This is a genomic window from Microcystis sp. M090S1 (genome assembly GCF_020246295.1).
Taxonomy (GTDB): Bacteria; Cyanobacteriota; Cyanobacteriia; order Cyanobacteriales; family Microcystaceae; genus Microcystis; species Microcystis aeruginosa.
On record NZ_JADBTF010000384.1, the window covers coordinates 1 to 11,356 of the forward strand.

General features: G+C 42.9%; 13 protein-coding genes and 1 pseudogene. 6 read left to right on the top strand and 8 right to left on the bottom strand.

Annotation, left to right across the window (positions count from 1 at the left end):
• A pseudogene (locus tag IM477_RS16900) lies at positions 1-96 on the top strand (IS1 family transposase); the annotation flags it as partial.
• A 64-nt stretch (positions 97-160) separates the two neighbouring features.
• Entirely contained in the window at positions 161-376 is a 216-nt protein-coding gene (locus tag IM477_RS16905) for a PIN domain-containing protein (protein WP_072928042.1), read from the top strand.
• Between the two features lie 249 nt (positions 377-625).
• Here IM477_RS16905 and IM477_RS16910 read toward each other — a convergent pair whose 3' ends face one another.
• The 5 genes from IM477_RS16910 to IM477_RS16930 all read right to left on the bottom strand — a co-directional run bounded on the left by IM477_RS16910 (position 626) and on the right by IM477_RS16930 (position 5,198).
• On the bottom strand, positions 626-967 hold the full coding sequence (locus tag IM477_RS16910; RefSeq protein ID WP_012268344.1) for a type II toxin-antitoxin system PemK/MazF family toxin: 342 nt from the start codon (positions 965-967) through the stop codon (positions 626-628).
• On the bottom strand, positions 967-1,212 hold the full coding sequence (locus IM477_RS16915; RefSeq protein ID WP_287732724.1) for a toxin-antitoxin system protein: 246 nt from the start codon (positions 1,210-1,212) through the stop codon (positions 967-969). The genes IM477_RS16910 and IM477_RS16915 overlap by 1 nt, the downstream gene beginning before the upstream one ends.
• Before the next feature lie 307 nt (positions 1,213-1,519).
• Positions 1,520-2,782 (bottom strand): NAD(P)/FAD-dependent oxidoreductase, encoded by a 1,263-nt coding sequence (locus tag IM477_RS16920; protein ID WP_287732726.1) that lies wholly within the window; start codon positions 2,780-2,782, stop codon positions 1,520-1,522.
• Positions 2,779-3,738, bottom strand: a complete 960-nt coding sequence (locus IM477_RS16925; RefSeq protein ID WP_287732728.1) for a hypothetical protein — start codon at positions 3,736-3,738, stop codon at positions 2,779-2,781. The genes IM477_RS16920 and IM477_RS16925 overlap by 4 nt, the downstream gene beginning before the upstream one ends.
• A complete protein-coding gene (locus IM477_RS16930) occupies positions 3,738-5,198 on the bottom strand; it encodes an MBOAT family O-acyltransferase (protein WP_287732729.1) in 1,461 nt (486 codons plus the stop codon). Before IM477_RS16930 ends, IM477_RS16925 begins: the two co-directional genes overlap by 1 nt.
• A 162-nt stretch (positions 5,199-5,360) precedes the next feature.
• Between IM477_RS16930 and IM477_RS16935 the strand changes: the two genes are divergently transcribed.
• Positions 5,361-6,332: an FkbM family methyltransferase gene (locus tag IM477_RS16935; protein WP_287732730.1), complete on the top strand. Its 972-nt coding sequence runs from the start codon at positions 5,361-5,363 to the stop codon at positions 6,330-6,332.
• A gap of 120 nt (positions 6,333-6,452) precedes the next feature.
• Here the strand turns inward: IM477_RS16935 and IM477_RS16940 are convergent, their stop codons facing one another.
• Positions 6,453-6,878 carry a hypothetical protein gene (locus IM477_RS16940; protein WP_287732731.1) on the bottom strand — a complete coding sequence of 142 codons (426 nt, stop codon included), beginning with the start codon at positions 6,876-6,878 and terminating at the stop codon, positions 6,453-6,455.
• A 268-nt stretch (positions 6,879-7,146) separates the two neighbouring features.
• The gene (gene galE / locus IM477_RS16945) at positions 7,147-8,145 is read right to left on the bottom strand and encodes a UDP-glucose 4-epimerase GalE (RefSeq protein WP_287732732.1); all 999 of its coding nucleotides are present in this window, start codon (positions 8,143-8,145) and stop codon (positions 7,147-7,149) included.
• A 187-nt stretch (positions 8,146-8,332) separates the two neighbouring features.
• Between galE and pap the strand changes: the two genes are divergently transcribed.
• The 3 genes from pap (at position 8,333) to purN (ending at position 10,862) form a co-directional block, all read left to right on the top strand.
• Positions 8,333-9,826 carry a polyphosphate:AMP phosphotransferase gene (gene pap, locus IM477_RS16950; RefSeq protein ID WP_287732734.1) on the top strand — a complete coding sequence of 498 codons (1,494 nt, stop codon included), beginning with the start codon at positions 8,333-8,335 and terminating at the stop codon, positions 9,824-9,826.
• A gap of 116 nt (positions 9,827-9,942) precedes the next feature.
• The gene (locus IM477_RS16955; protein ID WP_052276273.1) at positions 9,943-10,227 is read left to right on the top strand and encodes a hypothetical protein; all 285 of its coding nucleotides are present in this window, start codon (positions 9,943-9,945) and stop codon (positions 10,225-10,227) included.
• Positions 10,224-10,862, top strand: a complete 639-nt coding sequence (purN, locus tag IM477_RS16960) for a phosphoribosylglycinamide formyltransferase (RefSeq protein ID WP_287732736.1) — start codon at positions 10,224-10,226, stop codon at positions 10,860-10,862. Before IM477_RS16955 ends, purN begins: the two co-directional genes overlap by 4 nt.
• 230 nt (positions 10,863-11,092) lie before the next feature.
• On the opposite strand, the gene IM477_RS16965 is transcribed toward purN, so the two are convergent.
• The coding region (locus tag IM477_RS16965; protein WP_287732737.1) for a Uma2 family endonuclease at positions 11,093-11,356 on the bottom strand (264 nt) is incomplete at its 5' end.

Sequence of the window (11,356 nt, forward strand, 5' to 3'; positions counted from 1 at the left end):
ACACTCTGCTATTCTAAGTCTACAGAAATGTTAGGATACTCTATTCGTTTATTAATTCATTATCTGAAGTTTCAAGAAGTGCCTATTCCTTACTGATTCATAGCTTAATTCAGCAACGCCAAACGAGCAAGAGTGGACAATCCTCTCTACTTACCTCGAAGTGCAGGATTATGTTGAACTCAGGCCTTCTTCCTGGCAAGCGGCTGCACGTATTTACTATGATCTGCGTCGTCAAGGATTGACTGTTCGCAGCCCAATTGATTGCTGTATTGCTCAAGCGGCACTGGAAAATGATCTGCTTCTGATTCACAACGACCGTGATTTTGAAACCATTGCTCAAGTGCGATCTCTTCAAAATCTCCGTTTTCAGCCCTAGGGTGCGTTCCCTAATCTGGATCCTACTGCTCCACCGATCGATTTTTGGGAACGCACCATGCCCATTGATTGAAGCTGTGAGTTTAGTTGCGATGCCGAAAGCACTGGTTGGTCTATCGGCGCGTTACGAGGGCAAGCCTAATCGTAATCAAATTCAGAATGGTACAGTCACACGAAGGTGGCATTGGAACAGTGGAAGAATGCAAACTAAAACCTGGGCTTGGAGCGCAAATTGGTGAAACTATCTTCATTACAGTCCCATTAAGATTCTCAGTCTGTCTTCAACCAATGCCAGGGTTTCTGAGGATACAGTTCCCCATCGCTTCTCAAGTCGTTCTACTGAGATTGATCTTACGTCCTCGCACTTGATAAAACTTGGCATTTTCACTCCTCCCTCTGGGGGTTCCACTTTTATGTGAAAAGGGATTCCTTTGTCTTTAGAAGTTACTGGCAAAACAACAACTAAGCCAGATGCACCCTGATTAAACAGGTCTGCTGAAATCACTAAACATGGACGCTTACCAGCCTGTTCATGCCCCCTTACTGGATTAAGATCTGCTAGCCATATTTCTCCTCTGGTAATTTCTGCCACTACCCTTCTACTCCATCAGCGAGAGTTTGCTCCCATGTCTGCCTTTCAGAAATTTCCTCTTGCCATAAAGTCTCATTCTTCCTTAAGGCGGCGAAGGCTTCATCCGCTTGAACTAGAAAAACATATCTGCGATAATTTTCGATGGCTTTGTCTAATACTGTTGGGAGCGTATCCCCAGAGGAGTCAACGAGTGCTAACAGCGTTTTGTGAGCAGCCTCACTAATGCTAATTTTTAATTCAGGCATACTTTTCTCTCGTAGCTTGTGTAGGGCTATTGTAGCCAATTGTGTAAGGGCTAACAACCCGGTTGGAGCGGACAGTTGAGAGGCTTTTCGTTGATCGCTATGGTCGATCTGCTGCCGCTCAACCAGAACGTTAGACCGTAGAGATATTGAGTCTTTGCAACTACTTCAGCTCCTCTAATTAGTTTTTATTGCTTCGTTCTATGGCGGTTCTCACACCTGTGTGGCACATTTAAACCTTTGCTGATTAAGCTTTTTAACATCGATAATGTACCTCTTGTGAACAGGAAACGCTATAAAAACTGATTATTTATTCTCCCTTTTGCCTTTTGCCTCTCCTGATATGTAGCCTATACTCAACGGATTTAGTATTAGATAACACCTGTGAATAACGGAGTCGGAGAAGAATTTTTTTTGCCCAATGTTGAAACACTTTCAATTGATGGCGTTTGCTGGGTAAACGCAGAATATAGACAAATCGACGCATTATATCAGCCAATCTACCACTAATATTAAGGCCAAAACTGGAGACAAGGGCTGATTGTTTACCCAGGGTTAACATATCACCTAAATGGAGATAATAATAGGGTTTGAGCGATTTTTTTCTAATCACTGCCGAGATATTTTTGGCTACTACACTGGCTGCTTGATAGGCTGCCTGTGCCGTGGCAGGAATTACCTGTTTACTCGGATAAATTTCGGCTAGATCCCCGACGGCAAAAACTTCAGGATAGTCGATTAATTGTAAACTGGAACGGGTTAATAATTTGCCTTGTGCTGTTTTCTGACAATCCAAATCATTGATCCAATCCTGTGCTTGGGTTCCTGCTGTCCACAATAATAAATCAATGGGGATAACTTCATTTGTATTATCTTTAAATACGGTTATGGAATTAGCTGCAACTTCCTTTAATCCTGTGTTTAAATAGAGACTAACATTCTTGGCTAAAAGGGAACGATAGGAAGCAACACGCACCGATTTAGGGAAGTTTTGTAGTATTTCCTCGTTCTTTTCCACTAGATGAACTTTGCCTTTTTTTCCTAAGCGATCAGCTACCTTACAGGCTAATTCTACCCCATTGGGACCGCCGCCAATAATTGCTAAATTAATTGAGGATTTTCCTTGAGTTTCTAATTCATGAATTGCCGTTTGTAATTTTTCCACATCCTCTAAACTCCGAAAAGTCAGCCCATAATCGGCTAACCCCGGTATAGCCGGCCAACGATTCCGCACTCCCACCGCTAAAACGAGGTAATCATAATCTATAACTTCCTCATTTTCTAAATATACTCGATGATTGTTTAAGTCAATATTACTGGCTTTTTGAGTTTTTAAATTAACCTTAGTTCCTGTTAATAATTGACGGTAGGAGGGGGCAATTTCCCAGCGTTGCAATTCTCCTGTAATTAGTTCATAGAGAAGGGGAGTAAAGAGAAAATGGTCTTTCGGTTCGACTAAAGTTATTTGCCATTGACCCGATTTTACTGCTGTTAATCGACTCAGATCGAGTGCCGTGTATAACCCTCCAAACCCCCCCCCCAGAATGCAAATCTTAGTTATAGGTTTATTCATGGATTTTTATTCTCAGTTGTGTTTAAGATGGGTTTCAGTTCCGAAACCAATTGTTCTGAACGAATAATTCTCGCCGGGGGCAAAAGATGATAGTGAGTGTCAGCAAAAATAGTAGAATCGGTCTTAATATTCAAGTCTTTTGGGTCATAAATTGTTGGCACAACCCGACTTAATTCTTCGGCAGATTTGCGAATGTTAGCAACGGTTTTACCATCATTTTTTGCATAAACCCAGGGCAAAGAAACCACTAAAGTCGCCCCTTTTGCTTCTAAATCTTTCTTGAGCTTTTCAATCAATTTAATTGAGTGAGGAGAAGCAGGAGTATCAAAGGTCATTTGCCACCATTTCCCCGTTCTTTCCTTAACTATAGTCGGATCACCTGTATTAGTCATTGGATCGGAAAGATAACCCGTCATTCTGCCTTTGGTGAATAAATCAACCGTGGATTTAGTAACTGGACGCATCCCCGGAATACCTAATAACCAAGTATCCTCGATCATGGTTTTTAAAGGTATCCCACCTAACCCTGGTTTGCCAATAGCGACGCTAAAAGGAGCCGATCCCCAAAGTCCTTCGCCGCGATTAAAACCGTCCTCATCCATGAGCATGAGATATTCGGGAATCAGCAGAATTACGTCTCCTTGGCGCGCTTTTTCGAGAATCATAGCGGCAATGACATTTAACCCGATATCCCCCTGTAAACCGAAGTTAACCACGGGCATTCCCAATTCTTTGGCCATTAATTCCGAATTTATGCTATAATGCGCCCCCGATCCCGCCGTGACGATTAAACGCCGCGGTCCTTCGATCTTAGCAGCGATCGCTGATTTTTCCTCGTACATCATCCGCAACCAGCTTAATTCGCCGCCGTAGATGACATTATAAACAAAGCCGAGGGACCAAGCGACTCCCAGAGAGGCTAACCAGGGGAAAGGGTTAAAGGATTTAGTATTCATCAGAATTCAAAGTAAATAAAGTCACCGGTATTAGTGGAAGCTAGGAGAATAGTTAAACCTAGCAATATTTTAGACAGCCAAGGGGATAACAAGAGTTCATATTCAAATTTTTTCTGGGCAATAGCCAGATGTTCAAGGATTAAAACAATGATACCAAGAACTAAAGCGACGCTTAAAACTGCTCCTTGATTAAGACTATAGGAACTAAAAATTTCCCCGATATTAGCTAAGGAATAATTGAAAGGATTGGCAATAACTAGCATTTTACCGATTAATCTTCTGGTGTTAACCTCCATGAAAAAGAGACAACCAAAAATGACCGCCAATTGCGTTAAAGCCCAGGAGACAATTTGCGGCTGAGAAACGTATTTTCCGACGAAAGCATAGAAAGGTCGGCCCAGATAACGCAGTAATAATAATAATGCCCCGTGGTAAGCACCCCAAAAGATGAAATTCCAGGCCGCCCCGTGCCAAAAACCTGAAAGAGTAAAGGTAATGAATAGATAAAAAGGCGCCCAATTTTTATTGGAACCCATCAGGGGTAAAAATACATAATCCCGAAACCAAGTGCTAAGGGTAATATGCCAACGTCGCCAAAATTCGTTAATACTTTGGGATGTGTAGGGGGCTAAAAAGTTTAATTCTAATCTAACCCCGACAAAATAGGCTAAACCAACAGCAATAAAGCTATAACCGCCGAAGTCAAAATAGATTCTCAGGGTGAATAAAAAGGCCTCAAACCAGATATACCAAGCATTGTCGATCATCTTATCTAATTCGATGTAGGGCGCAATGTTATCGGCGAGGACAAATTTCATAAATAAACCGAGGGAAAGCCAACGCAAACCCTTCTCGAAGTTTTCTCCTGTAAATTTGAGGCGAAATCCCTCCATTTGTGGTAATAAATCCCGGCGACGCTCGATCGGACCTGCGACAATCTGGGGGAAAAAGGAGATAAAATTGACATAATCGAGGACGGCTAGGGGTTTCTTTTTCTTTTCCCGTAGGGAGTCCACCACGAAAGCCACCATCTGGAAGGTATAGAAGGATACCCCCGGCGGTATTTGGCTAGGCACGGGAATTGGGGAAAGTTCCTTCCAGTTAGGGGGGAGAGAAACGAACAATCCGATGATTTCCTGCACAAAAAAGCCGAAATACTTGAAGTAGGCGAGGACGAGAATATCGATGACGATAACGATAGTGGCTAGGAGATTCGCTTTCCAGCCGCTCATTTTCAGCACTAGCCAGACCATAATGTAGTTAAAGGCTAGGGAGACGATGAAAACGAGGAAACTGGTGCGACTGGCGTAATAAAACAGGATTAGGGACAGCGCCGCCAATCCGACTCCATCAAAAACACCTCGCCAGAGATTGAAGGACTTCGCCAGGTAGCGCGCCGTTAGGAAAGGAACGCTAAAAAGGATTAATATCCACCAAAATATAAAATCAGAGTAATTCAAGGCGTGTTAACTCCTGATGGTCTGTGTTACCTTGTTTGAGATGGGTTTCCTGACTTCTGATGCTCAGAGACGGGGGATTTTCTTGACAAGCCTATCAAACTTTGTCAGACTTGTCCATAAAATTACCTTCATCCATCCTAAAAAATCGAGGCTAGACAAGCAATGCTTTATCAAAAACTGTTAGATGCACATAAACGCTATCGACAATTTAAGACTTATCCCCATATTGCCGATCAATATTGGTCTAGTCAGTTGGCAGAGCATAATATTAATCCTAATTATGTGGCATATGATGCTAAATCTGGTCAACTTTTTTACAAACCCTTAGGGATCAGTTTAAGCAAAAATAAGCAGGATTTCCTCTTGGGTAGCAAAGTTTTTAACAAAGCTAACGCACTAAAAGCTCTGGCCGATTGTAAATTTTATATCGATGAGCAACAGGAATTAATTATCGAGATCGATGGAGTTAAGTTAATTATTGAGACGGGACAGGATTTAGATATCGCCCATGAAATTTTCCTTTTAGGTGTATATAATTTCCTCTATGACAAGCCCTGTGTAGCGATCGATATTGGCATGAATACGGGTTTTGCTAGTCTCTTTTTTGCCAATCGAGCTAATGTGAAAGCTGTCTATAGTTACGAACCTTTTAAGGCTACCTACGACCAAGCTTTAAGAAATTTTGCCCTCAATCCTAATCTAGCGGAAAAGATTAAAGCTTTTGATTATGGAGTCGGCGCTCGTGATGAAATTATTCAAGTCGAATACGATTACACCGTGAAAGGTAGTGTTGGTATTTCTGGTATTGACAACCAATTAAAACCTTTTGCCTCGAAACAAACAGCTACAGCCGATTTAATTCTTAAACCTTTCACCGATGTGTTTAAAGGTATTACCTCTGATTATCCCGACATCGATATAGTTGCCAAGATTGATTGTGAAGGTTCCGAATACGAAATCCTCGATTCTTTAGCGGCAACTGGTCAATTGGGACAGATGAAAATTATCATGATGGAATGGCATAAAAAGGGTCCCGATGCTTTAGTCAAACATCTGCAAGAATTCGGTTTTATCATCTTTTCCAGGATGCCTCGCAGTAAAAATGTCGGCACTTTGTACGCAATTAAACCCTAAAGTACAGAAGTGAGGTGATGGGGAGATAGGGAAATGGGGAAATGGGGAGATGGGGAAATTTTAACTAATACCCCAAAACCCCAATACCTTCTAACTGATAACTGATAACTGATAACTGCTTTACTGTGCTTGACAATAGGTATTAAAAGCTTCGCCAGTTTCTTTTTCTAATTGTCCGGCTTTTCTTACCTTTTCCTGTGCTAATTTTGCCCCGTTTTTATTGCGAGTTTCGATAACTTGAATTATTTCACGGGTGGCAGTGGCATAATCTTCGTAAACTTGAGCGAAAGCGGTCTTATATTTATCTAGTTCGGTATCCTTCACTTCTAATTTTTTCATATTTTCTGCGGCCTGTTCGATTTTATCGGCGGCTAATAGCCAACTTTTTTGGTCAATTTCTCTCCCTTGACCGTTGGTTAAGGATTTGGTTTCTTGGGCCACTTCGTTGGCAATCCGATAGATTTTTTGACATTGAAACTGTTTACTATCAGCACAACTTGCCAAAAAAGTCAAGCCCATAAATATTAAGATTATTTTGTTATTCATAGCATTGTATTCGAGAGAATTCTGGAGAAGCTTATAACAGTAAACTATCAGCCTCTAGCAGTTTTTTACTGTTATCGACTGATAAGTAGGTGGGTGTTCAAAATTGTCAGATACTCCCCTTATCAAGGGGGATCCCCCCGCCTATCGGCACCCCCCTTATCAAGGGGGGCAGGGGGGATCAAAGACAAAATCTATCTTCAATTTAATTGAAACCACTTACTTAGAACTGTTCAATCTTATAAGATTAAAGTTTAGCACTCGATCGCTGTTAAGCGTGTCTTTTTTGATGCCAATTCCAGGCGTGTTCAACTATTACCTTGAGATCGGCATATTGGGGATGCCAACCGAGAACCTGTTTGGCTTTATCGCTACTGCCGATTAAAATAGGGGCATCGCCTGCCCTTCTGGGACTTTCGCTTACGGGAATATCTAAACCAGTGACCGCTCGCGCTGTTTCAATCACTTCACGCACGGAAAAACCGTTACCATTGCCCAAATTAAACACATTGCTTTCGCCCCCATTTAAGAGATATTCTAAGCCTAAAACGTGAGCTTGTGCTAAATCATTGACATGGATATAATCGCGAACAGCAGTGCCATCGGGAGTATCATAATCCGTGCCGAAAATTGACAGGGAATCCCGTTTTTTCAGGGCAGTTAATAAAGCCAGGGGAATTAAATGGGTTTCTGGTTGGTGATCTTCCCCTAATAAACCACTGGGGTCGGCTCCTGAGGCATTAAAATAACGGAAAGCCACCGATTTTAAACCGTAGGCCGGATCAAAATCCCGAAGAATTTGTTCCACCATTTCCTTACTGGCAGCGTAGGGACTGAGGGGATGATGGGGATGACTTTCCGTCATCGGAATTTCCTTGGGCATTCCATAAATAGCACAGGTAGAAGAAAAAACAAATTTCTTCACATCGGCGGCGATCATCGCTTGCAAAAGAGTCAGACTACCACTAACATTATTTTGATAGTAAATAGCCGGTTCTTGTACCGATTCCCCCACGGCAATAAAAGCGGCAAAGTGCATGACGGCGGCAAGATCACGACTGGCAAATAAATTATCCAGCAGCGATCGATCCCTAGTATCACCGACAATTAACTCAACTTTTAATATATCCTTAATGATTTCGGCGTGACCGTAGGATAAATTATCGAGTACGATGACGGAATAACCGGCATTTTTGAGCGCTAGAACCGCATGGGAACCAATATAACCCGCACCGCCAGTGACGAGAATGGTAGGTTTAACTTGAGACACGCGATCATACCTATTTGAGATTGACTTGTCTATAACTTTATACCCTAATTTTGCTTTTAAGTAAGTGGTTATAATTAAATTGAAGATAGATTTTGTCTTTGATCCCCCCTGCCCCCCTTAATAAGAGGGGTGCCGATAGGCGGGGGGATCTGACAATTTTTAACACCTACCTACTTAGTTGACCATCATGTTAAGTCCCCTCGATCTATCCCTTTCCCTTGACAAAGAAACTTATCAATCACAAATTAAAGATTTAATGGAACAACTGCGATCGCTACAGCAGTCCTGTTGGGAATGTAAATTACCCGTGGTGGTGGTTTTGGAAGGTTGGGCGGCGGCCGGGAAGGGAACTTTAGTCAAAAAAATGGTTAACTATATGGATCCGCGCGGTTTTACCGTCCATCCAATTTTAACCCCTTCCCGCCAAGAGGAAAGTTACCCGTTTTTGTGGCGATTTTGGCAAAAACTGCCAGCAAAAGGCAGTATCGGCATTTTTTATCACAGTTGGTACACCCATCTACTAGAGGATCGACTCTTAAATAAATTGCCCTCCTCCCAGATTCCCCTGGTCATGCGCGATATCAACACCTTTGAGCGACAATTATTTGATGATGGGGTCGCAATCGCTAAATTCTGGATTCACCTCAGTCAAAAGGAATTAAAGTCACGCATCAAAGAATACGCCGAAAATGAGCTAGAATCTTGGCGCGTGCGTCCGGAAGATTGGCAACAGGCCAAACGTTATGATGAGTATGCCAGTTTAGCCGAGGAAATGATTACCTACACTAGCACGGGGGCCGCCCCTTGGACATTGGTGGAGGGCAACTGTCAACGTTGGGCCCGGGTAAAAGTTCTCTCCCAATTAGTCGGTACGATCGCTCAAGCTTTGGATCAGCGCCAATTACCGATCGAACCTCCTGCCAATCTACCACCCCAAGCCCAATTACTGCCCACGGAACCCGATTATCTGGGGAGAGTGGACTTAAGTGCCAAATTGGAAAAAGAAGACTATAAAATCCGCTTGCGTGAGGCACAGGTAGAATTAAGAAAACTGCAATTAAAGATTTTTCAGGCAAATATCCCCGTTTTAGTCCTCTTTGAAGGGTGGGATGCCGCCGGCAAGGGAGGTGCGATCAAACGCTTAACCGATACCCTCGATCCTCGCAGTTATCAAGTGATTGCCTTTGCTGCCCCGACGGAGGAAGAACATCGCTATCATTACCTCTGGCGCTTCTGGCGGAAATTACCCGCAGCCAAAACTATTGGTATATTCGATCGCAGTTGGTATGGACGGGTTTTAGTGGAGAGAGTGGAAGGATTCGCTAAAGATATGGATTGGCGACGGGCATATCAAGAAATTAACGAATTTGAGGCCCAATTAACCCATTCAGGCTGTGTTTTAGTCAAATTCTGGTTACATATTAGCCCCGAAGAACAGTTAAATCGCTTCAACGAGCGCCAAAATAACCCCTATCGTCAACATAAACTCACCGATGAAGATTGGCGCAATCGGGAAAAACAGCCCCTCTACCATGTGGCAGTTAATCACATGGTAGCCCGCACTAGCACCCCCGTCGCCCCCTGGACGATTGTGGCGGCAAATGATAAGTATTTCGCCCGCGTTAAAGTCATAGAAACAGTAATTGCCGCTATTGAAACCGGTTTGAAACAACGGGGATAGGGGAGATAGGGGTATGGGGATTTTTTCGATTCACCCTCCCTTAACCCTGATGTGCTCAGAAGCAGAGTCGAGAACTTCATTGAACGTTTTCAATATCCACCAGAGGAGAAACAATCATGAATCTCAATGAGTTGCCGGGGGCCGAGATCATCTTACCCGGACTGAGGGATCTTCACAATGGTGAGTCTAATACCATTGGGGCGTTGCTAGTTGCGATCGCATCGACGCGCCTAACGGAAGTCGGTTTCGATATCCCTAAAAATCACCTAGCTGCAGAGCCTGAGCTAACCTTGTATGCCTATCTCCAAGAGGAACGGGATGATGCTTATTCTTACTATAATGCTTTGCTGAATCGCCTCAATAGCTTTTGCAATGCACTCGAACTCGGTTATAAAATATGATGACAATTTCCCCCAGTTTAATTTCTCCCGATCTCAGTTTGGCCGATATTCCCCTAGAGGAAACCCTCTCTTTAGGAGTGATGGCTTCTGGTAGTGGTTCCAATTTTGCTGTTTTGGCAGAAGCGATCGCCAAAAAACAACTCAATGCCCGGATTCCTGTCCTCATCTACAATAATCCCGATGCCAAGGTAAAAGAAAGAGCCGATGACTACAATATCCCCGCGGTTTTCCTCGATCATCGTCAATTTAAACCCAGAGAAGAACTCGATCGGGCCATGGTCAAAACTTTCCAGGAATACGGCGTAAAATGGGTAATTATGGCGGGCTGGATGCGAATTGTCACCCCGGTTTTACTAGATGCTTTTCCCGATCGCGTGATCAATATCCATCCTAGTTTACTACCCAGTTTTAAGGGTGTGCGCGCCGTGGAACAAGCTTTAGCTGCGGGGGTAAAAGTGACCGGATGTACTGTGCATATCGCTCGCGCGGAGGTAGATAGTGGCCCAATTTTAATGCAAGCAGTGGTTCCCATTCTCCCGGATGATACCGCGGCTAGTCTCCACGAACGCATTCAAGTGCAAGAACATCGCATTTTCCCGGTAGCGATCGCTTTAGCGGCGAAATTGAGCCTATAGAGATAGATTTCCCGACTCCTTGGCGAGAATACTGGCAAAAAAACGAAAATTCAAGGCAAATCGTTAAATAGGGTTTGCGGCAAAAAGTTTGTTGGTGGGGTTAGGAGTCAGTAGCCAGTAGTCAGGAGTCAGGAGAATTAAGAATGAATAATAATCAGTTAAATGGTCTATTTACAGACTTTATGCTATTTAATCCTTATTTTTGCCGTTTTTGAACCCAGAAAAATTAATTATGCAAGAGGTTTATTAATTATATTAAAAGTAACTCCTTCATAAATTTCCTGAAAACTGAGATCAAAATTGACAGAAGTTAAAGATAAACTGGCATTTTCGCCCTCGTATTCCGTTAATAACCATTTATTTTCTTGAGTTTTGTTATACTGCATGACATAGGGACGACTTTGACTGATCAGAATATATTCTTGAAATTCCGGCAGCGAACGATAATAGAGAAATTTATCACCCTGGTCATAATTTTGAGTTGATTTTGAGAG

What these genes read in the sequence shown, in the direction of transcription:
- IM477_RS16920 (WP_287732726.1), bottom strand. Translation starts at nt 2,782, where the DNA reads ATGAATAAACCTATAACTAAGATTTGCATTCTGGGGGGGGGGTTTGGA.
- IM477_RS16925 (WP_287732728.1), bottom strand. Translation starts at nt 3,738, where the DNA reads ATGAATACTAAATCCTTTAACCCTTTCCCCTGGTTAGCCTCTCTGGGA.
- IM477_RS16915 (WP_287732724.1), bottom strand. Translation starts at nt 1,212, where the DNA reads ATGCCTGAATTAAAAATTAGCATTAGTGAGGCTGCTCACAAAACGCTG.
- IM477_RS16935 (WP_287732730.1), top strand. Translation starts at nt 5,361, where the DNA reads ATGCTTTATCAAAAACTGTTAGATGCACATAAACGCTATCGACAATTT.
- pap (WP_287732734.1), top strand. Translation starts at nt 8,333, where the DNA reads ATGTTAAGTCCCCTCGATCTATCCCTTTCCCTTGACAAAGAAACTTAT.
- IM477_RS16955 (WP_052276273.1), top strand. Translation starts at nt 9,943, where the DNA reads ATGAATCTCAATGAGTTGCCGGGGGCCGAGATCATCTTACCCGGACTG.
- purN (WP_287732736.1), top strand. Translation starts at nt 10,224, where the DNA reads ATGATGACAATTTCCCCCAGTTTAATTTCTCCCGATCTCAGTTTGGCC.
- IM477_RS16940 (WP_287732731.1), bottom strand. Translation starts at nt 6,878, where the DNA reads ATGAATAACAAAATAATCTTAATATTTATGGGCTTGACTTTTTTGGCA.